Genomic DNA, 25,794 nt, shown 5'->3' on the forward strand with positions numbered 1-25,794 from the left:
AGCGCCACCGGGCAATACAGACGGGTACTGAATCAGTAGTAGGAGTGCTCGCCGCGCTGGTGCTCGGTCAGATCGCGTACGCCTTTCAGTTCCGGGAATTCGTTCAGCAGCTGCTTCTCGATCCCTTCTTTCAGGGTTACATCAACCATGGAGCAGCCGTTACAGCCGCCGCCGAATTGCAGGATAGCCAGACCATCTTCGGTGATTTCCATCAGGGAAACACGTCCCCCGTGGCCGGCCAGCTGCGGGTTGATCTGCGATTGCAGCAGATATTCCACACGCTCCATCAGCGGGGCATCGTCGGAGACTTTACGCATCTTGGCGTTTGGTGCCTTCAGCGTCAGCTGAGAACCCAGCTGGTCAGTGACGAAATCAATCTCCGCATCTTCAAGATACGGCGCGCTCAGCTCATCAACGTACGCGGTGAGCTGTTCAAATTTAAGGGCAGTGTCAGTTGCTTCCACAGCATCCGGAGGACAATAAGAGACACCACATTCTGCATTCGGAGTGCCTGGATTGATCACAAACACGCGGATCTGCGTCCCTTCTTCCTGATTTGCCAGCAGTTTGGCAAAGTGCGCTTGTGCAGAATCGGAAATACGGATCATAGCTTTGGCCTAATAGTTGACTAAATTACCTGGGTATAATCATACGCCCATTGAAGAAGGGCTACAAGGTACGGCACAGACACCATACCTGAACTGACGCGGCGCCGCTTTGCAAAAGCAGTCGGGAAAGTTCAGCCACGGTACTGCCCGTGGTGACGACATCATCCACAATCGCGATATGGAGGCCGTTGACCGGCAATTCAAGGCGAAAGGCGTTTTTCAGGTTCCTTTTGCGCGACCGGGCGTTGAGCCGGTGCTGAACGGCAGTGGCATGAGTACGTTTCAGCGCAGAGGCGGGGTACCGGCAACCCAGCCAGCGGGCAAGCGGACGACACAGCAGGTCGCTCTGATTGTATCCCCGCCGCCAGTGCCGACGCTGAAACAGTGGCACGTTCACAAGCGTGTCGACCGGCGGCAGCCCGCGCGTTCTTCGCGCCTGTAATACCGCCAGTAACAACAGACGTGCCAGGGGCTGCGCCAGTGCAGTCTGGCTGGAAAACTTGAACTGATGAACCAGACGACTCAGCGGCAAAACGTAATCATCCACCGCCACCAGCGCGCTCCACGGCGGCGCTTTTTTCAGGCATCGGCCGCAGGGGAGCGTCTGGCTTACGGCAGGCAAGCCGCATTGCGGACAGCCCTTCAGGAAACCCAGCGCTCGCGTGCAAACGGAACAGACGCCCCACGCGCTCAACGCAAGTGGCATTCGGCATAGCCAGCACAAGCCGGGCACTGTTAGCATACGCAACCTCCATGTGAAAAAAGAGAACGTTAACTGATGAAGACGCTGTGGTGGCAGACCGTTGGGACGGGAAATTGTCATCTTGTGCTGCTGCACGGATGGGGACTGAACGCCGAAGTGTGGCGTTGCATAAGTGAGGAATTGGCCTCGCAATTCACGGTACACCTGGTGGATCTACCGGGCTATGGCCGCAGCCGCGGCTACGGCGCGATGACGCTTGACGACATGGCGGAGCAGGTTCTGGATGCCGCGCCGCAAAAAGCCGTCTGGCTCGGCTGGAGCCTGGGCGGGCTGGTGGCAAGCCAGATTGCGCTGCGCCATCCTGAGCGGGTCCAGGCGCTGATCACCGTTGCCTCATCACCCTGTTTCAGCGCCCGCGAGGCGTGGCCGGGCATCAAACCTGAGGTGCTGGCCGGGTTCCAGCACCAGCTGAGTGAAGACTTCCAGCGGACGGTGGAGCGTTTTCTGGCGCTACAAACCATGGGAACAGAAACCGCCCGTCAGGATGCGCGGACGCTGAAGCAGACGGTGCTTTCTCTGCCGATGCCGGAGGTTGAGGTGTTGAACGGTGGACTGGAGATCCTGAAAATGGTCGATCTGCGCGAGCCGCTGGCGTCGTTAACGGTGCCGCATCTGCGTATTTATGGCTATCTGGATGGACTGGTTCCGCGCAAGGTGGTTCCGCTGCTGGATGCGCTGTGGCCGGAGAGTAAATCAATGGTGGTTGCCAAAGCGGCACATGCGCCGTTCATCTCTCATCCTGCTGAGTTTTGTTCGGCGCTGTCCGGTTTTATCAGCGAAGCGTCCACCACTCCCTGAGACAGGCTTTACCTTCAGGACAACTCTTACAACTGCCGGACAGACAACCGTCCGGCTCTTCCTGAATGCGCACGGCTTTCCCCATCGCCTCCAGCCTTTCCAGCATGGCATCGATCATCGGCTGCGGCGTATGCAGGCTGAGGCTAACCTGCTTCGCCTCCATTCGTCCCTGTAACGCCAGTAAGTCACGAATCTGAATCAACGATGCCATCTTTCTTCCCCTCAGTGACAGTCGCCCGCAGGGCTGCTACAGCAGGTCGTCGGGGTTTTGCGCGTTGCCAGCAGGTTTACGTCAACGCGGCTACGCGCCCGGCGCAGCAGGCCAATCACCATTACGTTAAACAGGATCACTGCGAGGATACAGACCAGGCTGTAGCGCGGATGTTGGCTGTAATTGACGGCCTGATAAAACACGGTCGCCAGCGAGTAGGCAATGTTCAGCCCCCACAGAATGGAGAAGCCCATCCAGCCGCGGCTGGACTCACGGGCAATGGCGCCCATGACCGAGATGCACGGAATATAGAGCAGGACGAAGATCAGGTAGCTGTAGGCCGCCGACGCGCTGCCAAATTTTTGGCCCATCACGCCCATTGCTCCGGTCGCCATTTCGCCGTCACCTTTGCTGGCTTCAATCGGGTTCGCCAGTACGCTCAGGCTGAAGGTGTCTTTCAGGCTCTGCCAGGTCTCTTCCACCGCGCCAAGCAGTTCATCGCCGAGGTGGAACGCTGCCGGGTTAAACTCCTCTTCCTGAATATTCTCAGCGGTGTAGAGCGTGTTCAGGGTGCCGACCACCACCTCTTTCGCCATCGCGCCGGTGAACAGGCCCACGGTTGCCTGCCAGTTGTCTTCCTGAACGCCAATCGGTTTGAAGACCGGCGTAATGATCCGGCTGACGGAGGCCAGGGCAGAGTCATTAATGTTGTCCGCGGCCTGGCCGCTCAGAGTGAAGCTGTTCAGGGCGCTCAGGAAAATGCTGACCACCACAATCACCTTACCAGCGCGCAGAACGAAACCCTTCAGGCGCTGCCATGTCTGAATAATCAGGCTTTTCAGATGCGGAACGTGATAAACCGGCAGTTCCATCACGAACGGCGACGCTTCGCCACGCATGATGGTGTGCTTCAGCATCAGGCCGGTGAGAATAGCCATCACGATACCCAGCACATACAGGGAGAAGACGGCCAGCGCCCCTTCCTGACCAAAGAACGCCGCGGCAAAGACCGCGAAGATCGCGAGCCGCGCGCCGCAGGACATGAACGGCGCCATCATGATGGTCATCAGGCGTTCGCGCGGGGCATCCAGCGTACGCGCGCCCATGACTGACGGCACGTTACAGCCAAAACCGACAATCAGCGGCACGAAGGATTTGCCCGGCAGCCCCAGCGCCTGCATCAGGCGGTCCATCACGAAGGCGGCGCGCGCCATGTAACCGGAATCCTCAAGGAAGGAGAGGAACAGGTACATCATGCCGATCTGCGGCACCAGCGGCAGGACGGTGTTGATCCCGCCGCCGATCCCCTGCGCAAGGAAGATGGTCAACCATTCCGGGAAGTGGAGGGTGTAGCCCAGCCACTGAATACCGTGCACGAAGATTGCGACAGAGCCGCCATCAAAGATAGGTTGTAATGCACCGCCGATGTTAATGGCGAGCAGGAACATCACGTACATCACCAGTAAAAAGATCGGCAAACCGAGGAAGCGGTTGAGCACAATCTTATCCACAGCGGCGGTGAAGCGGCTGGGTTCAGCGGTTAATGCATTGCTGACCACGTCACAGATAGCGGCGATGGCCTGATAGCGCGCATCCGCAATGTGCAGGGCTGGGTCATCCAGCTCGTCGCTCAGGCGAGCCTGTGCGACGCCCAGCTTATCCGCCGCATTGCCTGCGTAGGCGCGGCTGTAGATATCGCCTTCCAGCATTTGCAGGCCAAGCCACAGACGTTGTCTGGCGGGCATGCTGTTGTCCATCTCCTGCGCCAGCTGCCCGGCTTCGCGCAGCAGCGGCTGGGCATAGTGCACCAGTTCGACGTCGGCATTGCCCGTGTGGCGGTCAATCGCCAGCTTCAGGGCGTCAATGCCGCGCGCGCGGGTAGAAACCAGCGGAACCACCGGGCAGCCCAGACGGGCGGAGAGGGCATCGACATCGATGCGCAGCTTTTGCTTCTCCGCGATGTCGAGCATGTTAAGCGCCACGATGCAGGGAATACCCAACTCCAGCAGCTGTAACGTGAGATACAGATTTCGTTCGAGGTTGGAGGCATCCACCACGTTGATAAGCAGATCCGCGTCGCCGCTCAGAATATAGTGGCAGGCAATTTGCTCATCGAGAGAGGTCTGGGATGAAATCGTGGTGAGGGAATAGGTCCCCGGTAAATCAACCAGCGTGACCTGATTATCTGTCGTGGTGAACTGGCCTTCTTTGCGTTCCACCGTCACGCCTGCCCAATTTCCCACACGCTGGCGTGCGCCGGTTAACTGATTAAATAAGGTTGTCTTGCCGGAATTAGGATTGCCAATTAAGCCAATAGTTAATTTTTTCATTGTAATAGACTCACTGAAACCGCTGGCTTGTTAACGGGATAAAGATTCAACTTCAATTAATGCGAGGTCTTTTTTACGCAGAACCAGATTAACGCGTCGGGTTTCGATATGAACAGGATCGCCCAACGGCGCAACGCGCACCACCTGGAACGATGAGCCGGGTAGCATGCCCAGGGACAGCAGCTTCTGCCGATAGGCCGGGCTTATCTCACGGGTAAAACCGATAATTTTCCACGCACTGTCTGGAGTGAATTGCATAGCGCCTGATTCCACGAGAGGTTAAATAATCTACACTGCGATGATAATGAGAATAGTTTTTATCAGCAATAATAAAAATGTGACGGGATGTTGTTAATCGTATTAATTTGCGGTCTGCTTGACCTTGCTCAATATTTTCGAAATTGAGGTGAAAATAAAAAGAGGGCTATTTGTTAATGAGGTGATAATTCGTGGTTTAAATATGGATACAACATATTTATTTTAATTCCCTGCGGCCTGCTTGCCGGGCGGCACTGCGTTTGCCCGGCCTACAAAACCGTAGGCCCGGTAAGCGTCGCGCCACCGGGCATTTACAGCATTAGCGTTTCTTACCCATCGCCGCTGCCAGCGCATCCATCATCGCGCTGTTGCCTGCTGGCTGAGCGTCACGTCCGCGTGGCTTCGCGGCTTTCGCTGCCGGACGCTGCTGTTCACGGCCTCCGCCATTACCGCCACGGCGCGCGTTAGTGTCGCCCGGCTGCTCGTCCAGACGCATGGTCAGGGCGATACGCTTGCGCTGGAGATCCACTTCCAGCACTTTCACCTTCACGATGTCGCCCGCTTTGACCACGGTGTGCGGATCTTCAACGAACTTGTCGGCGAGGGAAGAGATATGCACCAGACCGTCCTGATGCACGCCGATATCCACAAACGCGCCAAAGTTGGTGACGTTGGTTACCGCCCCTTCCAGCACCATGCCCGGCAGCAGGTCGTTCATGGTTTCCACGCCGTCAGCAAAGGTCGCGGTTTTAAACTCAGGACGCGGATCGCGGCCCGGTTTTTCCAGCTCTTTGATGATGTCAGTGACCGTCGGCACGCCGAACTGTTCGTCGGTGAAATCCACCGCTTTCAGGTTACGCAGCGCGCTGCTGTCGCCCATCAGGTCTTTCAGCGCCTGCCGGGTGGCGGCCAGAATACGCTCAACAACCGGATAGGCTTCCGGGTGAACGGTAGAGGCATCCAGCGGGTTATCGCCGTGGTTGATGCGCAGGAAGCCCGCGCACTGCTCAAATGCTTTCGGCCCCAGACGGCTCACCTTCAGCAACTGCTGGCGGTTCTGGAACTGACCGCTCTCATCACGCCAGGCGACGATATTCTGCGCCATCATACGGGTCAGGCCCGCCACGCGGGTCAGCAGGGGAACGGAAGCGGTGTTCAGGTCCACGCCGACGGCGTTAACACAGTCTTCCACTACCGCATCCAGCTTGCGCGCCAGCTGCGTCTGGCTGACGTCGTGCTGATACTGGCCCACGCCGATGGATTTCGGGTCAATCTTCACCAGCTCCGCCAGCGGATCCTGCAAACGACGGGCGATAGAGACCGCGCCGCGCAGGGAAACGTCCAGATCCGGGAACTCCTGCGCTGCCAGTTCTGAGGCGGAGTAGACCGATGCCCCCGCTTCGCTGACGATCACTTTCTGCGCCGTCACTTTCGGGAACTGCTTCTGCACGTCGAGATAGAAACGTTCGGTTTCGCGGGACGCCGTACCGTTACCGATGGCAACCAGCTCCACGTTGTACTTCTCGCACAGCGCGGCGACGACGACAGCCGCTTTCGCTGCCTGACCGGTGTGCGGGTAAATGGTGTCGGTGGCAACCAGCTTACCGGTGCCGTCAACCACGGCCACCTTCACGCCGGTACGCAGACCCGGATCGAGACCCATGGTGGCGCGCAGGCCAGCTGGCGCAGCCATCAGCAGGTCGTGCAGGTTACGGGCGAAGACGTTGATCGCTTCGTCTTCGGCGCGCTCGCGCACGGTGCCCATCAGCTCGGTTTCGAGGTGCATCAGCACCTTAATGCGCCAGGTCCAGCTCACCACGCCTTTGCGCCAGCTATCCGCCGGGGCGTTGTTCAGGCGCAGACCGAGGTGATCGATAATGATCTGCTCGCAGTGACTCTCTTTTGGCGGCTCGTCAAACTGCGGGTCGGCATTCAGGGAGAGTTGCAGCACGCCTTCGTTACGGCCGCGGAACATCGCCAGCGCGCGGTGAGACGGCGCGGTAGAAATGGGTTCATGGTGATCGAAGTAGTCGCGGAATTTCGCGCCTTCTTCCTCTTTGCCGGACACCACGGTGGAGACGATATGCGCGTTCTTCCACAGGTAATCACGCACTTTGGCCAGCAGCGCCGCGTCTTCGGCGAAGCGCTCCATCAGAATATAGCGCGCGCCGTCCAGCGCGGCTTTGGTGTCCGCTACGCCTTTATCGGCGTCGATAAATTTGGCGGCTTCGGTTTCCGGATCGTGGGACGGCTCGTTCCACAGCAGATCGGCCAGCGGCTCAAGGCCGGCTTCGATCGCAATCTGCCCGCGCGTGCGGCGCTTCGGTTTGTACGGCAGATAGAGGTCTTCGAGCTCGGTTTTACTCAGGGTACCGTTAATGGCTTTTTCCAGGTCACTGGTCAGCTTGCCCTGCTCGCCGATAGATTTGAGGATCGCCTGACGTCGGTCTTCCAGCTCGCGCAGATAGCCCAGACGGGACTCCAGGTTTCGCAGCTGCGTGTCATCCAGACCGCCGGTGACTTCCTTACGATAACGTGCAATAAACGGCACGGTGTTCCCTTCATCAAGCAGGCGAACGGCAGCTTCTACCTGTTCGGCTCTGGCCTGAAGTTCACCCGCAATAATGCGGCAGAGCGACTCTTTCATCATGGTCAGTTCATCTTGTGGATCGAAAATCAGGGGGATAGTTATACGGGCTGACACCAAAAAATGCCAGCCGGGGAGGGCGCTCTCGGACTATTTAACATACTCGATTTCGTTGACGTACCAGCTTGCTTCACCCGCAGGCGTCTGGACAACGGCTAAATCGCCCACCTCTTTTTTCAGCAGGGCGCGGGCCATGGGTGAGTCGATAGAAATGTAATCCTTACGCCCGAAAATTTCATCGTAGCCGACGATACGAAAACGCAGGGTGTCGCCGCTGTCGTTTTCAATTTCGACCCACGCGCCGAAGAAGACTTTACCTTCCTGCTGCGGGGAGTAATCGACAATTTTGAGATTCTCGAGGCACTTCGTCAGGTAGCGTACCCGGCGATCGATTTCGCGCAGCCGCTTTTTATTGTACTGGTAGTCCGCATTCTCGCTGCGGTCGCCCAGGCTTGCTGCCCAGGTGACTTTTTTGGTCACTTCCGGACGCTCTTCGCGCCACAGGTAATCCATCTCTTTTTTGAGTTTCTCGTACCCTTCACGGGTGATCAGAGGCGTTTTCATGGTGCAGCCTTTAATGCCGGTTAACTGTCTTTGCGCACAATACGTAGCGCACAGTGTAACAGACAAGATTAATAATGATTTATGTGATGAAATGAACAGATAAGCTGCTGTTAAATATGCTTTGTAACAATTTCGTCTAGAATTTATACCAGAATTTGCTGGTCGAACCCGTGCACTTTTTTAGAATACGCTGTTCCAGGCTTATCCGAACCTTTGGGAGTACACACAATGCAAGAGAACTACAAAATTCTGGTCGTAGATGACGACATGCGCCTGCGTGCGCTGCTGGAACGTTATCTGACCGAGCAGGGCTTCCAGGTTCGTAGCGTCGCGAACGCGGAACAGATGGATCGTCTGCTGACGCGTGAATCTTTCCACCTGATGGTGTTGGACCTGATGCTGCCTGGCGAAGACGGGCTCTCTATTTGCCGCCGTCTGCGCAGCCAGAGCAACCCGATGCCGATCATCATGGTGACGGCGAAGGGTGAAGAAGTCGACCGTATTGTCGGCCTTGAGATTGGCGCTGATGACTACATTCCAAAGCCGTTTAACCCGCGTGAACTGCTGGCGCGTATTCGCGCCGTGCTGCGTCGTCAGGCGAACGAACTGCCGGGCGCGCCGTCTCAGGAAGAGGCCGTCATTGCATTCGGTAAGTTCAAGCTGAACCTCGGCACCCGTGAGATGTTCCGTGAAGATGAGCCAATGCCGCTCACCAGCGGCGAGTTCGCGGTGCTGAAAGCGCTGGTCAGCCACCCGCGTGAGCCGCTCTCCCGTGACAAGCTGATGAACCTGGCGCGTGGTCGTGAATACTCCGCGATGGAGCGTTCTATCGACGTGCAGATCTCTCGACTGCGCCGTATGGTGGAAGAAGATCCGGCGCATCCTCGTTATATTCAGACCGTGTGGGGTCTGGGCTACGTGTTTGTCCCGGACGGCTCTAAAGCATGAGGCGAATGCGCTTCTCGCCGCGAAGTTCGTTTGCCCGCACGCTGTTATTGATCGTCACCCTGCTGTTTGTCAGCCTGGTGACGACCTACCTGGTGGTGCTGAACTTTGCAATCCTGCCGAGCCTTCAGCAGTTTAATAAGGTGCTGGCATACGAAGTGCGTATGCTGATGACCGACAAACTGCAACTGGAGGACGGCACGCAGTTGGTTGTTCCCCCGGCGTTCCGTCGGGAAATCTACCGTGAGCTGGGCATTTCTCTCTACTCGAACGAAGCGGCGGAAGATGCCGGCCTGCGCTGGGCGCAGCACTATGAATTCCTCAGTCAGCAGATGGCGCAGCAGCTTGGCGGCCCGACGGAAGTGCGCGTTGAGGTCAATAAAAGCTCGCCGGTTGTCTGGCTGAAAACCTGGCTGTCACCCAACATTTGGGTGCGTGTTCCGCTCACCGAGATTCATCAGGGCGACTTCTCGCCGCTGTTCCGATACACCCTGGCGATCATGCTGCTGGCCATCGGCGGCGCATGGCTGTTTATTCGTATCCAGAACCGACCGCTGGTCGACCTGGAGCATGCGGCATTGCAGGTCGGTAAAGGTATTATCCCGCCGCCGCTGCGCGAGTATGGCGCATCGGAAGTGCGCTCGGTAACGCGTGCGTTTAACCACATGGCGGCAGGCGTTAAACAGCTGGCGGACGACCGTACGCTGCTGATGGCCGGGGTCAGCCATGACCTTCGCACCCCGTTGACGCGTATCCGGCTGGTAACAGAGATGATGGGCGAGCAGGATGGTTATCTTGCAGAGTCCATCAACAAGGATATCGAAGAGTGTAACGCCATCATCGAGCAGTTTATCGACTACCTGCGCACCGGGCAGGAGATGCCGATGGAGATGGCGGATCTGAATGCGGTTCTGGGCGAAGTGGTTGCTGCCGAAAGCGGCTACGAACGTGAAATTGCGACCGACCTTCAGGCAGGTGAGATTCAGGTACGTATGCACCCGCTCTCCATTAAACGCGCGGTGGCGAATATGGTGGTCAACGCGGCGCGCTACGGCAACGGCTGGATCAAAGTCAGCAGCGGTACGGAACTCAACCGCGCCTGGTTCCAGGTGGAAGACGATGGTCCGGGCATCAAGCCTGAGCAGCGTAAGCACCTGTTCCAGCCATTTGTGCGCGGCGACAGCGCGCGCAGCACCAGCGGAACCGGCTTAGGCCTGGCGATTGTGCAGCGTATTGTTGATAACCATAACGGACTGCTGGAAATTGGCACCAGCGAGCGGGGTGGTTTGAGCATTCGTGCGTGGTTACCGGTGCCGGTTTTACGGGGGCAGGTGAAAGAGAGTTAAAAAAGGGTGGCCTGATGCCCTCACCCCGGCCCTCTCCCACGGGGAGAGGGAGAAAACATTAAAAAAGGCAACTTTCGTTGCCTTTTTGCTTTTACCTTGGTCCCGCACTCACCAGCGCAGCACCGGCCGGGGTGTCGGTATACTTCTCGAAGTTCTCGATAAACAGCTTCGCCAGCGATTCAGCCTTCTCACGCCACTGTTCCGGTGAACCGTAGGTGTTACGCGGATCCAGGATACGCGTATCCACGCCCGGCAGCGCTGTTGGGATCGCCAGATCGAACATCGGCAGCGTAAAGGTCTCGGCGTTATCCAGCGAACCATCCAGAATCGCGTCGATGATGGCGCGTGTATCTTTGATGGAGATACGTTTGCCCGTACCGTTCCAGCCGGTGTTCACCAGGTACGCCTGGGCGCCGGATGCCTGCATGCGTTTCACCAGCACTTCCGCATACTGCGTTGGGTGCAGCGACAGGAACGCCGCGCCGAAGCAGGCGGAGAAGGTTGGGGTGGGCTCGGTCACACCGCGCTCGGTACCCGCCAGTTTAGCGGTAAAGCCGGAGAGGAAATGGTACTGCGTCTGGCTGGCGGTCAGGCGGGAAACCGGTGGCAGCACGCCGAACGCATCCGCGGTCAGGAAAATCACCTTCGTGGCATGACCCGCCTTCGACACCGGCTTGACGATGTTCTCGATGTGGTAGATCGGGTAAGAGACGCGGGTGTTTTCCGTTTTCGAGGCATCGTCGAAGTCGATAGAGCCATCGGCACGCACGGTGACGTTTTCCAGCAGCGCATCGCGGCGAATCGCGTGGTAGATATCCGGCTCTGCCTCTTCCGACAGGCGAATGGTCTTCGCGTAGCAGCCGCCTTCAAAGTTAAACACGCCGTCATCATCCCAGCCGTGTTCATCGTCGCCAATCAGACGACGTTTTGGATCGGTGGACAGCGTTGTTTTACCGGTGCCGGAAAGGCCGAAGAACACTGCTACATCGCCTTTCTCGCCGACGTTCGCCGAGCAGTGCATGGAGGCGATACCGCGCAGCGGCAGCAGGTAGTTCATGACCGAGAACATCCCTTTCTTCATTTCGCCGCCGTACCAGGTACCGCCGATCAGCTGGATACGCTCGGTCAGGTTGAAGGCGATGAAGTTTTCGGAGTTCAGACCCTGCTCTTTCCACTGCGGGTTGGTGCATTTCGCGCCGTTCATCACGATAAAGTCAGGGGTGAAGTCTTGCAGTTCTTCATCGGTCGGACGAATGAACATGTTCTTCACGAAATGCGCCTGCCAGGCCACTTCGGTGATAAACCGTACGGAGAGACGGGTGTCGGCGTTAGCGCCGCAGAACGCATCAATAATAAACAGACGCTTGCCGGAAAGCTGATGGGTGACAAGTCCTTTCAGATGCTGCCAGGTTTCCGGGGAGAGCGGTTTGTTATCGTTCTTCCCTTTGCCCTTATCAGCCCACCACAGCGTATCGCGGGTGGTGTCATCTCGGACGATATACTTATCTTTCGGCGAACGACCGGTAAAAATACCCGTATCGACGGCGATAGCACCCAGGTTCGTCAACACACCGCGCTCGTATCCTTCCAGTGCCGGATTGAGCTCTTCCTGATACAGCGTATCGTAATCGGGGTTGTAGACCACTTCCTGGACGTCGTGAATACCATAAGCCTTGAGATCTTGCGGGGTTAAACCATTAACACGCATATCACTGCTCCTTAGCCAATATGTACTGCCTGAAATTGTAGGGTTTTTCTGGGGATGTTAACCGCGACGGGGCTCATAGATTTACGTATCTGGTCAAAACCCTTACTAACGGAAAACGCTGCGACTCCAGTCACAGGGCGGGCAGATTATCGCAGGAATCGCTTTTTGGATGGGGAAAATGTTCTTAAAAGGTTAATCTCTGGTGAATTTATCCAGAAGAATGTGAATGTAATCGCATACATGTAAGAAAATTACGTAAGGGTTACACTGGCAAAACGATTCAGGTCTCTTGGGTCAGCTATTTTCAGAGTTTGAGGTGGGGGCCAGAGTTTTGCTTTGATGAGACAATAGATTTTTCATGAACAAGGGATGAGAAATGGAAAACCGTGAGACGTTATCCCCTTCAACGCGCGTAGCCGTCGTGCTGGCGGGGGCCCTACAGGGCGTAATTTGCTATGTAATCACGTGGTATATCGAGTACGCAAAATTGCCATCGGATACGCTGTGGCTGATGTGTGTAGTACCTGCCACCGTGGTAATGACAACCACATTGTCGCTTGCCATGACGTCATTCAGAAAGCCATTTTTGTGGCTGTCACTCGGGATGATTGGCGCGGCAGTCGCGGGGATGGGCGGCTGGCTTAAGTGGAGCGTTGCGGGGCTGGACAACTGGGATACCAGAAATGCGGTGCTCCTTTTCGGTTTTCATCTGCTCCTGATGACGCTTCTCCTGTTGCCATGGCTTCAGCGACGCCTTGAGACCGCACCGACGGACGCTTTCTACCGCGATTTCAACGATAAAAACTGGCATAACGCGCTGACATTTCTTCTTGTTTTTGTCTCGAATGGGCTGTTCTGGCTGGTGCTTTTCCTCTGGGCTGAGCTTTTTAAACTCATTGGCATCTCTTTTTTTGATCGGCTTTTCTTTAATTCTGACTGGTTTATTTCAGTGGCGATTGGCGTGGTTTCAGCCAGCGCGGCAGTACTTGCGCGTATGCAGGTTCGGCTGATTCTTGCATTGCAAAATCTCCTTACGCTTATCGCGACAGGTTTGCTTCCACTGATGGCTGCGCTGGCGCTGCTCTTTATAGGCATATTGCCCTTCGTTGGCTTAGAGGCTGTTTCAGCACGGATCTCGGCTGCGGGCTTACTGACGACGCTGGCGTTGTTGCTGTTATTGCTGGTGACTGTCGTATGGCACCCACAACGTCAAAAGCTGCCTTACTTCTCTCCCCTGCGAGGAATGATTCATCTTGCCGTGATTATCGCTCCTGCGTATCCCGTCCTGGCGGGCTGGGCGCTCTGGCTGCGCATCGCACAGTATGGCTGGTCACCGGAGCGTCTGTACGGTGTGCTGATTACGATAGTGGCGCTGGTCTGGACGGTAGGATTCTGTCTTAGCGTACTTTTTTACCGTCGGGATCCGCAAAGGCTCCAGGCTCATATCACTCCGGCTACCGGATTACTGGCGCTGATTTTCCTGGTGTTGATCCATACACCGGTGCTTGATCCCTGGCGTATCAGCGTTGAAAGCCATATGGCGCGTTATCAGGATGGCAGAATAAACGCAGACCAGGTAAGCCTGTATATGCTCAGCAATACCGGACGAAAGGGGCGAGAGGCGATGCAAATGCTGCAAAACGATCCACAGTTTATCTCAAACCCAAAACGCCAGCGTGAAATAAATGGTCTTCTCTCCGGGAACGCTGGTGAAGCAGGTAAGATGACCGCCGCGATGCTGGAAAAACAGATCCAGCTCGCACCGGGAATGGCTCGTCCTGATAAGGCATTGTGGCAAGCCATGCTCAGCAATCAGTATCGCTTTGAGAGCTGCGATAGCGCCCAGAGTAACTGTTTACTCATGCCGCTGGATCTTAACAGTGACGGCAAGCCGGAAGCCGTGCTATTTCAATTTACCGATCGCACGATCGTGGCTTACACACAAACCAACACGGGCTGGAGGATAGCCGGGGACGCGTGGAAAATGCCGGAGGCGTTGACCAGAGAAGAACTTGACCGCGCATTAAGGCAGAGGAAAGTGAAATCTGTCGTGAAGCCCTGGGCGGATATTGAGATTTTTGGGGAGCGTGTCGATATGAGCTACGACAGTTACAATAATGCGCAGTGGCGTTAGTGCTTTTTCTTGCCGGGTGGCGCTACGCTTACCCGGCCTACAATTAGCAATCATATCAAAAAATTGCACAATTCATTGTAGGCCCGTGCAAGCATAGCGCCGCCGGGCAACAGGCTCAGAGCTTAGTGAACCTGCGGGTCCGCCGGAGAGGCGTTATTGCGGATCTCCGCGATATCCATGGAATTGAAAACGTAGTGCGTACCGCAGTAATCACAGTGCATATCGATCTCACCGTCTTCCGCCATGATGCTGTCGATCTCTTCATCCGGCAGCGTTTTCAGGGCGCCAGCACAACGCTCGCGAGAGCAGGTGCACTTAAATTCCACCGCCTGCGGATCGTAAACCGTCACTTCCTCTTCGTGGTACAGACGCCACAGCACGTCGGTCGCCGACAGGGTGAACAGCTCTTCCGCTTTGATGGTTTCCGTCAGCGTTGCCAGATGCTCGAAATCATTGGTCTGCGCATCCTGCGCAGGCAGAACCTGAAGCAGCATACCACCGGCAGCTGGCTGACCATCCACTTCACCGGTGCGGATGAACAGACGGGTTGGCAGCTGTTCGGAACGCATGAAGTAATCTTCCAGGCAGGCGGCAAGCGTATCGCCTTCCAGACCGACAACGCCCTGATAGCGCTCACCCTCTTCAGGCGAGATCGTGATAACAAGGTAGCCATTTCCGACCAGCGTTTTCAGATCCGCATTTTCAGGGATATCGCCCTGAACGCGCGCCACGCCGCGCATCTGCTGCTGGTTATTGCCGTTGATCACCGCCAGTGACATCGGGCCATCACCCTGCAACTGAACGGTAATATCGCCAGCGAACTTCAGCGTGGCGGTCAGCAGGCTGGTGGCAACCAGCAGTTCGCCCAACAGGGTTTTCACCGGCAGCGGGTAGTTGTGGTTTTCCAGAATCTGTTTCCAGGTTTCGGATACGGTGACCAGCTCGCCGCGCACGGCGAATTGTTCAAACAGATAGCGGTGTAATTGGTCGTGTTGGGCCATTTTCATCTCTCGTGCAGGTGAGGGTTACTCGCTCTCACCGTGTTTAAATTTCATCAGATCGCGGCGCTCTTTTTTATCCGGTCGCCGGTCCGGGTGAGGCATGGTCAGCGCATTCATTTTGCGCGCCAGCGCGGTTTTCTCGCGCTTCTCTATGCTTTCGGCCGTCTCTTCATACAGCAAAACGGCTTCGGTTGCGGGCCGCCGCTGCTCGGTAATGGCTTTCACCACCACCGTTTTCTCATCGTTGCCCTGGCGAAGCGTTAACGTGGCATTCAGTTCAACCAGCTTGCTCGGTTTGCTGCGCTGGCCGTTGTAATGCACCTTTCCGCCATCAACCATTTCACGGGCAAGGGCGCGCGTTTTGTAAAAACGGGCGGCCCACAGCCATTTATCCAGTCTTACCCCATCAGAGGGTTTTTCTTTCATGGCGTCTCCTTCACGGTGAGTGAGGGGATCATCCGGCGATAGTCGTTCAGCCCCGGATGTCGCAGATAGCTTTTTTCAGCCAGGCCGGAATCCGGATTGGTCACGCCAAGACAATAGCGAATGCCAAAAGCGGCCGCAGAATCCAGAATCGGCTCGCTGTCGTCAATAAACAGCGTGCGTTCCGGCTGTAAACCGGTCTCTTCCACCACGGCATGCCACAACCGCTGATCCTCTTTCGGATAACCAAATGTGTGGGTGGAAAGCAATAAATCAAGGTGTGAAGCAAGCCCGGTATGTTCCAGCTTCACGGCCAAGTTATGGGGATGCGCATTCGTCAGCAAAATGCGGCGCTTACCGCAGGCTTTCAGCGCGTCCAGGAACGGGACCGTATCGTCGCGCAGTACGGCGCGTGCGCCCTGGGCGGTGGTCATGGCACAAATATCCAAACCAAGTCGCTCGCTCCAGTAGTCAAGACAGTACCAGTTTAGCGTATGCTGCACCGCGCTATATTGCGAACGAATGAATTCCTGCGCTTTCGCCGGGGAGATCCCCTGCTGTTCACCGTATGTTTCCGGGACCAGCTTTTGCCAGAAATAATTATCAAAGGCGAGATCAAGCAGCGTGCCGTCCATATCAAGCAGGACGGTATCGACCGCCTGCCAGTCGATATTAAGATGCATAAGGGGGAACTCCAGCCAGAAGAAACGTGCGCGACAGGGTAGCACAACTTGTCGCGCAGGGACGTTATCCGATCAGGCTCTCGGAAGAGGAGATCAGTTTCGGGTTAAGGCAATTTTCGTAGTAGGCCTGGATTTCTGCCAGCCGTGTGCGGGAACGCTGATAGCGGCGTACGGCCTGATAACCGTTCCAGACAATGCACGCCAGCATTGCAATCAGCAGCAGGGATGTCCCTATATAGCGCCACAGGCCAGCGCTATCCGGCATACGGTGCAGGCCAATATGACGCGTGCCGTTGGCGTCGGTAAAGAGGGTGGTGACGATCCCTTCCGCGCTGAATGGCGTCTGCATCAGCATCTGCGCCAGACGCTGGAATTCGCTCCACTGCTCCTGGGCAGGATAGTCATACAGCGAAACCTGCGGATAAGGTTGATCCACCAGGTCACTGCCTTCATCGCTGGCAATCACAAAACCGCCAGGCGCCGGGCTGTTAAGCGCCTGGGCGGCACGGGTGGTTTCACGCATCACGAAGGGAGCGGTAGAGGTCGCCACCAGGTTATCCAGCGACTCGGCGCTGACCGGACGCAGAAGCACGTTCACACCGTCCAGGCGTCCCGCTTCGGCGCGTTTCACCAGCGCGTCCCAGTCTTTGCTGTTGCCGAGGTTGACCAGCGCGTTCTTCAGCCGGATACAGTCATCCTGGGCGGAACAGAGATCCTCTGTTTTCAGGACGATTTCGCCAAAGTCATCCAGCAGTACCATGCCCGACTTCTGAATAGCCGAACGCAGGGCAGGGCTGACGCGAGAATCATCATCCGGTTTCGGATGGAGCTGGCGATTAATCGTCTGGGTGAGCGCGGTGGCCTTATTGACCACATCCGATTCCGGCAGCGGCAGCGGAGAGGCGTCATTCCAGATGATCTGAGAGCAGTCGAACGGCGCGAACGGCGAGTTCTGGCGCGTGTTCCAGGCGCCCGGCGTGTGGATATTACACATCCCGGTGCCTTTGAGGCGCAACGTATCCCCCACGCGTACCCCCGCTTCTTCGAGCTGCTGTACGCTGGTGGCTTCCACAGTTTGCGCCCCTTTGATCCACGACAGGGTAAATTTAATCGGCATATCCAGCGGCACGAAGAGCAGCAGCATGATGAAGATTAACGCGGCGCCACCGGCAATCACCGCGCTGCGGAGCCAGTGCTGAAGCGGGAAGTTTTTCACTTCGTCGTGCAGGGATAAGTAGCGCCCCTGGCGGACAACGTGGCGGTCGAGATAGATATCAATATCCGTTTTATGGCCCAGGTCCTGCGCAATCCACGGCTGCCAGTGGCGCGGATAGATAAGATCGATGATCCCGAGCGAGATATTGTTGATATGTTCCTGATCGTTCTCACCGAACAGTCCCCAGCGTTTTGGGGTTCCGCGCAGGCAGTGAATTTCGCGTAATGACGTTTTTGCCGGCGGAGCAAATATGCCCCACAGCCCGGCGGCCAGAAGCAGTACTGCGCCACCCGCGAGCCACGGAACAAACACGTCCGGCGTCAGCAGGCAGATGAAAAAGAGCAGGAACGAGGCGACAATCAGCACCGCTTCGCGAATGCCATCCGGGCGGCTCAGGACGTACTCTTCATGCGTCTCCTGGCGGATGTTCAGCAGTTCAATCTGCTCTGTCTCTTCACCGCGAATAGAGGCCTGCGTTCCGCTTGCGCGTTCCAGCGCAAAGCGTGGCGCTTCCTGAACATATTCGCTCAGCGTATGACCATTGAGGGAGATAACCAGCGGCAGCGTATCGGTATGGATGAGCTCGACGCTGTTTTCGTCGTTGATATATTGCTCCCAGAAGGGAGGCAGGTGCACTTCAACAGAGTCGAGATAGTAACGCCACTTGTTGGGATCGTCGGTTGTAATGCCGTAGCGGGTAATGGAGCGCGTCACGCACAGAACGGTGTCGCTTTGGGCGTTAAGGTTGAGCGATACGGGGGCGGCGCTGGCGCCGGTAGGGCCAGGCGAAAGCCGGGATCGGTTCAGCGTGTCGAGATACTGCTCAACGGTGCTGCGTTCCTCTGGCGAAAGCTTGCGCGTGTTTGCCCCAGCGAACGCGTTCAAAAAGGGCAGCCGATAACGGCGATGTACGCGGCGCCTGAATACCCACACCGCAATCGACGCGCAGGCCAGCACAGCAGCGAGAAAAATCAAAATGGTGCTCATGCTTTCCCCATCTTACTTATCTTCTTACAGGTGTTGTCAGTCGCACCTTTTGTACAATGAATGAGATTCTGTGGTCGGCTATCGGCAAGTATGGAGTCTAACTTGAGCATGTTGACGCGCATCCCAGTGACCGGTAATGATAACAAAGCCTGTTCCGGCGCGATATCAGCAAATTCCTGGAAACATTTCAACCTCTTGACATTTGTTTTGAAATGAGAATCGCATTCAATTACGTTGCATAAATGTAAATAAAGAGCAATTGACATTGCCGAAACCGTGCGGCGTATCGCACAATAAAGCCAGTTCACCCAGCAAAGACCCGTCAAGATGACCAAACCCTTACAAAAGCCCACCATTCTGAATGTTGAAACCGTCGCGAAATCGCGTCTGTTTAATGTCGAAAGCGTGGATCTGGAGTTCAGCAACGGTGTGCGTCGTGTTTATGAGCGTATGCGCCCCTCCTCGCGTGAAGCGGTGATGATTGTGCCCATCGTCGACGAGCACCTGATCCTCATTCGTGAATACGCCGTGGGCACAGAATCGTACGAGCTGGGCTTCTCCAAAGGACTGATCGATCCGGGCGAAACGGTGTTTGAAGCGGCAAACCGGGAGCTGAAAGAAGAGGTCGGTTTTGGCGCGAAAGAGCTGACGTTCCTGAAAAAGCTGAGCATGGCGCCGTCCTATTTCTCCAGTAAAATGAACATTGTTGTCGCAGAAGATCTCTATCCTGAATCGCTGGAAGGAGACGAGCCGGAACCGCTGCCGCAGGTTCGCTGGCCGCTGGCTCATCTGATGGATTTGCTGGAAGATCCTGACTTTAACGAGGCGCGCAACGTAAGCGCACTGTTCCTGGTGCGGGAGTGGCTGAAGGGGCAGGGGCGTTTGTAGCGCCACCATTAAAAACGGCAACCGAAGGTTGCCGTTTTGCATTGACGTTGTAGGCCGGGTCAGGCGTAGTCGCCACCCGGCTTTTTTGTTGGCGTCAGAACAGTTCGTGCGTCTCGCCGTTATCAATGATCTCTGTACCCACCTCATGCACTGCCTGCGTGGTTGGCTGCGTGCCCTCGATGAAATACTCGGCACGGCTGTTACCGCCATTCGCGAGCTGTCCGGTGCTGCGGTCGATATTCACCGTCACCACACCCGGCGGAGGCGTTAGCGGCTGCTCTGGTACGCCCTCGAGAACGGCCTTCATGTAAGCATCCCAGGCAGGTTGCGCACTCTTCGCGCCGCCTTCATATCCGGAAATCTGATCTTTAATCGCGCCAGAGGCGGTGGTGCGCCCCAGATCGCGGCGGTGATCGTCAAAACCAATCCAGACGGAGGTGACAACCCCCGGGCCATAACCTGAGAACCAGGCATCTTTTGAACTGTTGGTTGTCCCGGTTTTGCCGCCGATGTCGTGGCGCTGCAAATCGCGGCCCGCTCGCCAGCCGGTGCCTTGCCAGCCCGGTTCACCAAAGATGTTGGTGTTCAGTGCGCTCTTAATCAGGAACGACAGCGGCGTGCTGATCACGTGCGGAGCATACTCCTGCGCGCCACTCTGGGCGACCAGCGCCTGATTGGCCTGTTCCAGCTGAGGCTGCGGCACCGCCAGATTCTGACGTTCCTGAGAGATCGCCACATCTTCCATATCCTTGTTTTCCAGGACATTGGATTTTGGCGTGTCGCCGTAAATCACCGGAATATCGCATTCAGGGCAGGCAATTTTCGGTTTCGCTTCAAACAGTACGCCGCCCTGATCGTTCTCGATTTTGCTGATGAAATACGGATCGACCAGGAAGCCGCCGTTCGCCATCACCGAGTAGCCACGCGCAACCTGGAGCGGCGTAAAGGACGCGGAGCCGAGCGCCAGAGATTCAGTATGAACGATGTTTTGCGCCGGGAAGCCGAAGCGTTGCAGATACTCTGCCGCATAATCCACGCCCATCGCACGCATCGCGCGAACCATGACCACGTTCTTCGACTGGCCAAGGCCCTGACGCAGACGGATAGGGCCAGCGTATTGCGCCGGAGAGTTCTTCGGCTGCCAGTCAGAGCCCGCACCGGCATCCCAGCGGGAAATTGGCACGTCGTTGAGAATGCTGGCGAGAGTCAGCCCCTTATCCATCGCCGCGGTATACAGGAAGGGTTTGATGTTAGAACCAACCTGACGCAGCGCCTGGGTCGCGCGGTTAAATTTGCTCTGGTTGAAATCGAACCCGCCAACCAGCGCCATCACGGCGCCGTTCTGCGGATTGATGGAGACCAGCGCAGAGTTTACGTCCGGCACCTGCGCCAGCCACCAGGCATCACCGACCTGACGCACCCAGATTTGTTGTCCGGTTTGTACGACATCGGTCACTTTACGTGGCGTAGGCCCCTGAAGGGTGTCAGAACGGTATGGACGCGCCCAGCGGACACCCTCCATGCGCAGCGAAACGGATGTGCCATCGGCCATCATCGCCACTGCTTCCTGTGGATCGGCCTGGGTGACGACCGCCGGACGCAGCGGGCCATAGGTCGGCAGCGCTTTCAGGGAATCCGTGATTTTTTTACTGTCCCATGCGCCTTCACCCACTTTCCACAGCACGTTGGACGGGCCGCGATAGCCGTGACGCATATCGTAATCCATCACGTTATTACGCACCGCCTGCTGGGCAGCCTGCTGCACCTTGCGGGTCACGGTGGTATAGACGCGATAGCCATCTTCATACGCTTTATCACCGTAGCGACTCACCATCTCCTGGCGAACCATTTCAGTGAGATACGGTGCAGAGAAGGCGATTTCCGGCGCATGGTAATTGGCGTCAATAACGTCGCTGCGCGCCTTATCGTACTCAGACTGGCTGATATAGCCTTCGCTCAACATACGCGACAGCACCACGTTACGGCGTGCGGTGGCGCGGTCCAGCGAGTAGAGCGGGTTAAACGTGGATGGCGCTTTCGGCAGACCGGCAATGGTCGCCATTTCACTCAGCGTGAGCTGATCGATCGGCTTACCAAAATAGACCTGAGCCGCAGCCCCTACACCATAGGCGCGGTAGCCCAGATAGATCTTGTTGAGGTAAAGCTCAAGGATCTCGTCTTTGCTCAGCAGTTGCTCAATGCGGATCGCGAGGAATACCTCTTTGATCTTACGCATCAGCGTCTTTTCCGGGCTGAGGAAGAAGTTACGCGCCAGCTGCTGGGTAATGGTACTTGCCCCCTGAGAGGCATGACCGGAGAACAGCGCCACGCTTGCCGCACGGAAAATACCGACCGGATCGACACCGTGGTGCTCGTAAAAACGGCTGTCCTCGGTGGCGATAAAGGCCTTCACCATCACGGGTGGAATTTGATTTAAGGTCAGAGGGATACGACGTTTCTCGCCGTATTGCGCCATCAGTTCACCATCGGCGCTATAGACCTGCATAGGGATCTGAAGCCGCACATCACGAAGCGTGGCGACATCAGGGAGTTGCGGCTCGACATATTTGTACAAACCAATAATCGAGCCTGCTCCCAGCAGAATGCAACAGACTGCAAGGATCAATAAATACTTTACGAACTTCACCGGAGATTTCCCATTTGGTTTAGCCTGGGCAGTTTCTAAACAATCGCGCGGTAGTATAAAGGCAAGCCTGATTCATTGATATAGCCGTCACTCCGACGGGCGATAAGGAGATCGTGAAGCATGGCTTTTAAAACGTGGCAGACAGGCGTTCATATTCAACAGGATAAGGTGGTTGCGGTAGCGCTGACCAGAGAGCGGGCCGGCTGGCGTTTACGGCGCTGGTGGGCGGTGCCGCTGTCGGACGGCGTTATCGGGGAAGGCAAAATACTTAAGCCAGAACAGCTGGTTAACGCATTACGTGGCTGGCGGAAAACATTGCCGCACTCGCATCGGGTATTTCTCTCATTTCCGGCGACGCGCGTTCTGCAACGCGCGTTGCCCCGTCCATCCGTTATCTTGCGTGACAGCGAACAGCTCACCTGGGTAGGCGCCGCATTAGCGCGTGAGCTGGAGATGCCTGCCGATACGCTCTGCTTTGACTACGCGCAGGATACGTTCAGCAACACTTTTCAGGTTACCGCAGCGCAAAACAGAGAGGTCGATACCCTGTTGACGCTGGCGAACGCGCTGCGTTTGCGTCTGGCAGCAATCGCCCCGGATGCCGGCGCACTGGCTAATCTTCTCTCTGCTGTTGCCCCTGCCCGGTGCGTCGCCTGGAAAGATCAACACCAGTGGCTATGGGCGATGCGTCACCAGTGGGGGCGGCGCTACACCACAGAAGCGGCGACGGTGAATGAACTGGCGGCGCTGCTTGCGCTTTCTCCTTCTGATATCGCCGTGTTTGATACTGCCCGCGATCCCTGGGAAGCGGTGACGCTGTGTCAGCCGCCGCTGCCGGAATGCGGTGCTGATTACACCGTCGCCCTGGCGCTGGCCATGAGCGAGGCGCCGTAATGAGCATACCCAATCTTTTACCCTGGCGTCGGCAGCAACGTAATCAGCGCCTGCGTTTCTGGGGGCTGCTGTTTGCCGCCTCATTGCTGGTGATGCTGGCGGGAGGCGTAAGCCTGCGGGCGACGCAGAGTCTCGCGTTACAGGCGTTGCAGAGCGAACTGGCGGGGACGCGTGCGGTGCAGAAGGTATTGAGAGCCCGTCAGCCGCAGTCAGCGGAGCTGAAAACCCCTTCGCCGCCGTCCGATCCGGCCTGGCAACCCGCGCTGGAGTCCCTTGCCAGCGCAATGCCCCGGCAGGCGTGGCTGACGGCGCTACGTTATCAGCCACCCTCGCTGACCCTGACCGGCTATACCACCTCACTGCCAGCGCTCTCCGCCATGACCGATGCCCTGAAAAGGGTGACGGGATTTAACCCCGGACCGGCAGGCGAACTGCAACAGGATAGCCAGGGGCGATGGATGTTCTCTTTTCAACTGCATAGCCGGAGGTAGCAGGTGGGTATCTGGTATCAACGCTGGACTGATGCACGTCCCTCCCGGCGCGTCCTTTGCTGGTTGATTGCGTCGGGGCTTGTTGCGTTGGCAATTTGGGGACTGCTGCTCAGGCCCGCTGCTCTGCGTTACGCCGATATTCAGGCGCAGGCCATCAGTGCGAAGCGAATCAACGCCTCGCTGTGGCCAGAGGCCGGACGGCGAGCAGTGGTTACGCAAGTGACGCCCTCGCGGCCCTTTTCTCCCCTGGCATTTCAGCGTGAGGACGCAAGGCTGGTGTACTGGAAGCCGCAGCAGAGTGGGGGAGAGCTGGCGCTGGATGCCTCCTGGGGCGCGGTTCCGGCGCTCTTTTCCCGGCTGGCGCTTGAGAACGTGCGGGTGAGTGCGTTTTCCATCATCCCACAGGGCAAACAGTTACGCCTCAGCCTGCAACTGGAGATCGGTCATGCGCAGTAAAGCCCGTTTGCTGATCCTGCTTTCTCCGCTTTTCCTGACCGGGATGCGGGATCCCTTCTCTGTACCGGAAGAGCGTTGCGCAGCCGGGCAGCTCAGCCAGTGGCGGTATCAGGGGGTAGTCAGCGGCAGCAGGGATATCGGCCTTATGCAGGACGGGCAGAAGCGTTGGTACCGGGTAAAAACGCAGATGCTGTTACCGACAGGCTGGCGGGTGAGTGTGATAGATAAACAACAACTGACCGTTGATGTCGGCGACATGTGCGAGCCGAAGCGATGGACATGGCAACGAGAAGGAACGAAAAAAAGTGAAGATAAGGATAGGGCTGTTACTGGCGGCACTCAGCCAGCCCCTGTGGGCCGCGACGCCAAAACCGGTCACCCTGCTGGTGGATGATGTCCCGGTGGTGCAGATATTACAGGCGCTGGTAGCGCAGGAGGATCGCAATCTGGTGGTGTCGCCGGATGTCAGCGGTTCGCTTTCGCTGAATTTAACGCGGGTGCCCTGGAGGCAGGCGCTTCAGACGGTAGTGAACAGCGCCGGGCTGGTATTACGGGAAGAGGGCGGCATTTTTTATGTGCATACGGCGGCCTGGCAACGGGAGCAACAGACGCGTAAAGAGCAGGAGCGGGCCCAGCGTCTGCTCGACGCCCCGCTGCACTCTCACAGCATTCCGTTTGCTTATGCGGATGCGGCCGAATTGCAAAAAGCGGCGGAAAAGCTCTTAAGCCCGAAAGGCAGTCTCTCCGTCGACAAGCGCACCAACCGTTTTCTGGTCAGGGATAACCAGACGGTGGTGGATATGCTCCAGCGCTGGGCTGTGCAGATGGATCTGCCCGTCGAGCAGGTGGAACTGGCAGCGCAGATTGTGACCATCAGTGAAAAAAGCCTGCGTGAACTGGGGGTGAAATGGAACCTCGCTGACGCAACGGAGGCCGGTAAGGTGGGTCAGGTCACGACGCTGGGGGCGGACCTGTCGGTGGCCAGTGCAACCACCCACGCAGGGTTTAACATCGGGCGCATCAACGGCAGGATGCTGGATCTTGAGTTGTCGGCGCTTGAGCAAAAGCAGCAGGTGGATATCATCGCCAGCCCGCGGCTGCTGGCGTCGCACATGCAGCCGGCCAGCATCAAGCAGGGCAGCGAAATTCCGTATCAGGTTTCCAGCGGCGAGAGCGGGGCGACATCCGTTGAATTTAAAGAGGCGGTATTAGGCATGGAGGTCACGCCGGTGGTCCTGCCGGGCGGTCGCGTGCGCCTGAAACTGCATATCAGTGAAAATATGCCCGGCCAGGTGCTGCAACAGGCAGACGGCGAAACGCTGGCGATCGATAAGCAGGAGATCGAAACGCAGGTTGAGGTAAAAAGTGGGGAAACGCTCGCGCTGGGCGGGATCTTTTCGCAAAAGAATAAAACCGGACGCGACAGCGTGCCCGTGCTGGGCAACATTCCGTGGCTGGGGCAGCTGTTCCGCCATGACGGAAAAGATAACGAACGGCGCGAGTTAGTGGTGTTTATCACGCCACGTCTGGTCAGTATTCAGTAATGGGTAACGATCCCCGCAATGATTTTGCATTCAGTTTGTTGCAGATGTTTGACGTGGGGCATGAATTAGCATACAAGGAGTACCGATTTGAGTTGGACTTACGTCTTATTTCCTTATGCGCCGGGAACGGTGATTTAATCAGTTGCCAAACAAGCCGGAGTATTGAGATAATTTTTCGTCTGACTCTCGCTCTATTGCAAATGAGGTTTCAGTTCATGTCCTGCTACGCCGGGTGTCTGCGCAGCGGGGATT

At 56.9% G+C, this 25,794-nt stretch carries 23 protein-coding genes; 10 read left to right on the forward strand and 13 right to left on the reverse strand.

The window, feature by feature from the left end; all coding sequences use genetic code 11:
• Nucleotides 1-32 precede the first annotated feature (32 nt).
• Complete coding sequence (gene nfuA / locus RHN82_RS11270; RefSeq protein ID WP_003861601.1) at nt 33-608, reverse strand: Fe-S biogenesis protein NfuA; 576 nt, start codon at nt 606-608, stop codon at nt 33-35.
• A gap of 61 nt (nt 609-669) precedes the next feature.
• Complete coding sequence (gntX, locus tag RHN82_RS11275; RefSeq protein WP_047050500.1) at nt 670-1,350, reverse strand: DNA utilization protein GntX; 681 nt, start codon at nt 1,348-1,350, stop codon at nt 670-672.
• A 36-nt stretch (nt 1,351-1,386) separates the two neighbouring features.
• Here gntX and bioH point away from each other — a divergent pair, with 36 nt between their 5' ends.
• Entirely contained in the window at nt 1,387-2,169 is a 783-nt protein-coding gene (gene bioH, locus RHN82_RS11280) for a pimeloyl-ACP methyl ester esterase BioH (RefSeq protein ID WP_047050498.1), read from the forward strand.
• Here bioH and feoC read toward each other — a convergent pair.
• From feoC to greB, 5 genes are all read right to left on the reverse strand, one after another.
• A complete protein-coding gene (gene feoC, locus RHN82_RS11285) occupies nt 2,144-2,380 on the reverse strand; it encodes a [Fe-S]-dependent transcriptional repressor FeoC (RefSeq protein ID WP_047050497.1) in 237 nt (78 codons plus the stop codon). The two genes, bioH and feoC, sit on opposite strands and share 26 nt — an antisense overlap.
• A gap of 11 nt (nt 2,381-2,391) precedes the next feature.
• Entirely contained in the window at nt 2,392-4,710 is a 2,319-nt protein-coding gene (gene feoB, locus RHN82_RS11290; RefSeq protein WP_047050495.1) for a Fe(2+) transporter permease subunit FeoB, read from the reverse strand.
• A 30-nt stretch (nt 4,711-4,740) separates the two neighbouring features.
• Nucleotides 4,741-4,968: a ferrous iron transporter A gene (gene feoA, locus RHN82_RS11295; RefSeq protein WP_003861611.1), complete on the reverse strand. Its 228-nt coding sequence runs from the start codon at nt 4,966-4,968 to the stop codon at nt 4,741-4,743.
• 319 nt (nt 4,969-5,287) lie between these two features.
• On the reverse strand, nt 5,288-7,618 hold the full coding sequence (locus tag RHN82_RS11300) for a Tex family protein (RefSeq protein ID WP_047050493.1): 2,331 nt from the start codon (nt 7,616-7,618) through the stop codon (nt 5,288-5,290).
• Between the two features lie 87 nt (nt 7,619-7,705).
• Nucleotides 7,706-8,179 carry a transcription elongation factor GreB gene (greB, locus tag RHN82_RS11305; RefSeq protein WP_017384149.1) on the reverse strand — a complete coding sequence of 158 codons (474 nt, stop codon included), beginning with the start codon at nt 8,177-8,179 and terminating at the stop codon, nt 7,706-7,708.
• A 228-nt stretch (nt 8,180-8,407) separates the two neighbouring features.
• On the opposite strand from greB, the gene ompR reads away from it, so the two are divergent.
• Entirely contained in the window at nt 8,408-9,127 is a 720-nt protein-coding gene (gene ompR, locus RHN82_RS11310) for a two-component system response regulator OmpR (protein WP_001157751.1), read from the forward strand.
• Nucleotides 9,124-10,470, forward strand: a complete 1,347-nt coding sequence (gene envZ / locus RHN82_RS11315; RefSeq protein WP_154060536.1) for a two-component system sensor histidine kinase EnvZ — start codon at nt 9,124-9,126, stop codon at nt 10,468-10,470. The genes ompR and envZ overlap by 4 nt, the downstream gene beginning before the upstream one ends.
• Before the next feature lie 91 nt (nt 10,471-10,561).
• Here envZ and pckA read toward each other — a convergent pair whose 3' ends face one another.
• Complete coding sequence (gene pckA, locus RHN82_RS11320) at nt 10,562-12,178, reverse strand: phosphoenolpyruvate carboxykinase (ATP) (RefSeq protein ID WP_015571439.1); 1,617 nt, start codon at nt 12,176-12,178, stop codon at nt 10,562-10,564.
• Nucleotides 12,179-12,554: 376 nt separating this feature from the next.
• On the opposite strand from pckA, the gene RHN82_RS11325 reads away from it, so the two are divergent.
• Nucleotides 12,555-14,312 (forward strand): DUF4153 domain-containing protein, encoded by a 1,758-nt coding sequence (locus tag RHN82_RS11325; protein WP_047050491.1) that lies wholly within the window; start codon nt 12,555-12,557, stop codon nt 14,310-14,312.
• 122 nt (nt 14,313-14,434) lie between these two features.
• Here RHN82_RS11325 and hslO read toward each other — a convergent pair whose 3' ends face one another.
• The 4 genes from hslO to RHN82_RS11345 all read right to left on the reverse strand — a co-directional run bounded on the left by hslO (nt 14,435) and on the right by RHN82_RS11345 (nt 18,622).
• The gene (gene hslO, locus RHN82_RS11330) at nt 14,435-15,319 is read right to left on the reverse strand and encodes an Hsp33 family molecular chaperone HslO (RefSeq protein ID WP_006812239.1); all 885 of its coding nucleotides are present in this window, start codon (nt 15,317-15,319) and stop codon (nt 14,435-14,437) included.
• An 18-nt stretch (nt 15,320-15,337) separates the two neighbouring features.
• On the reverse strand, nt 15,338-15,739 hold the full coding sequence (gene hslR / locus RHN82_RS11335; protein ID WP_003861618.1) for a ribosome-associated heat shock protein Hsp15: 402 nt from the start codon (nt 15,737-15,739) through the stop codon (nt 15,338-15,340).
• Nucleotides 15,736-16,419 carry a GMP/IMP nucleotidase gene (gene yrfG, locus RHN82_RS11340; RefSeq protein ID WP_047050488.1) on the reverse strand — a complete coding sequence of 228 codons (684 nt, stop codon included), beginning with the start codon at nt 16,417-16,419 and terminating at the stop codon, nt 15,736-15,738. The genes hslR and yrfG overlap by 4 nt, the downstream gene beginning before the upstream one ends.
• Nucleotides 16,420-16,483: 64 nt before the next feature.
• Nucleotides 16,484-18,622, reverse strand: a complete 2,139-nt coding sequence (locus tag RHN82_RS11345) for an intracellular growth attenuator family protein (RefSeq protein ID WP_047050486.1) — start codon at nt 18,620-18,622, stop codon at nt 16,484-16,486.
• A 327-nt stretch (nt 18,623-18,949) separates the two neighbouring features.
• On the opposite strand from RHN82_RS11345, the gene nudE reads away from it, so the two are divergent.
• Nucleotides 18,950-19,510, forward strand: coding sequence for an ADP compounds hydrolase NudE (nudE, locus tag RHN82_RS11350; RefSeq protein WP_003861622.1), 561 nt, complete (start codon nt 18,950-18,952; stop codon nt 19,508-19,510).
• 94 nt (nt 19,511-19,604) lie between these two features.
• On the opposite strand, the gene mrcA is transcribed toward nudE, so the two are convergent.
• Complete coding sequence (gene mrcA, locus RHN82_RS11355) at nt 19,605-22,157, reverse strand: peptidoglycan glycosyltransferase/peptidoglycan DD-transpeptidase MrcA (protein ID WP_017384152.1); 2,553 nt, start codon at nt 22,155-22,157, stop codon at nt 19,605-19,607.
• A 120-nt stretch (nt 22,158-22,277) separates the two neighbouring features.
• Here mrcA and RHN82_RS11360 point away from each other — a divergent pair, with 120 nt between their 5' ends.
• The 5 genes from RHN82_RS11360 to hofQ all read left to right on the forward strand — a co-directional run bounded on the left by RHN82_RS11360 (nt 22,278) and on the right by hofQ (nt 25,542).
• On the forward strand, nt 22,278-23,051 hold the full coding sequence (locus RHN82_RS11360) for a pilus assembly protein PilM (protein ID WP_047050483.1): 774 nt from the start codon (nt 22,278-22,280) through the stop codon (nt 23,049-23,051).
• Entirely contained in the window at nt 23,051-23,542 is a 492-nt protein-coding gene (locus RHN82_RS11365) for a PilN domain-containing protein (protein WP_047050481.1), read from the forward strand. The genes RHN82_RS11360 and RHN82_RS11365 overlap by 1 nt, the downstream gene beginning before the upstream one ends.
• An 87-nt stretch (nt 23,543-23,629) precedes the next feature.
• Nucleotides 23,630-23,998: a DNA utilization protein HofO gene (locus tag RHN82_RS11370; RefSeq protein ID WP_224213918.1), complete on the forward strand. Its 369-nt coding sequence runs from the start codon at nt 23,630-23,632 to the stop codon at nt 23,996-23,998.
• Entirely contained in the window at nt 23,988-24,392 is a 405-nt protein-coding gene (locus tag RHN82_RS11375; protein WP_047050478.1) for a HofP DNA utilization family protein, read from the forward strand. The genes RHN82_RS11370 and RHN82_RS11375 overlap by 11 nt, the downstream gene beginning before the upstream one ends.
• Nucleotides 24,304-25,542: a DNA uptake porin HofQ gene (gene hofQ, locus RHN82_RS11380; RefSeq protein WP_023295533.1), complete on the forward strand. Its 1,239-nt coding sequence runs from the start codon at nt 24,304-24,306 to the stop codon at nt 25,540-25,542. The genes RHN82_RS11375 and hofQ overlap by 89 nt, the downstream gene beginning before the upstream one ends.
• The last annotated feature ends 252 nt before the right edge of the window (nt 25,543-25,794 follow it).

Origin of the sequence: Enterobacter cloacae complex sp. EB5 (genome assembly GCF_031432835.1) — a bacterium.
GTDB lineage: Bacteria > Pseudomonadota > Gammaproteobacteria > Enterobacterales > Enterobacteriaceae > Enterobacter > Enterobacter hormaechei_C.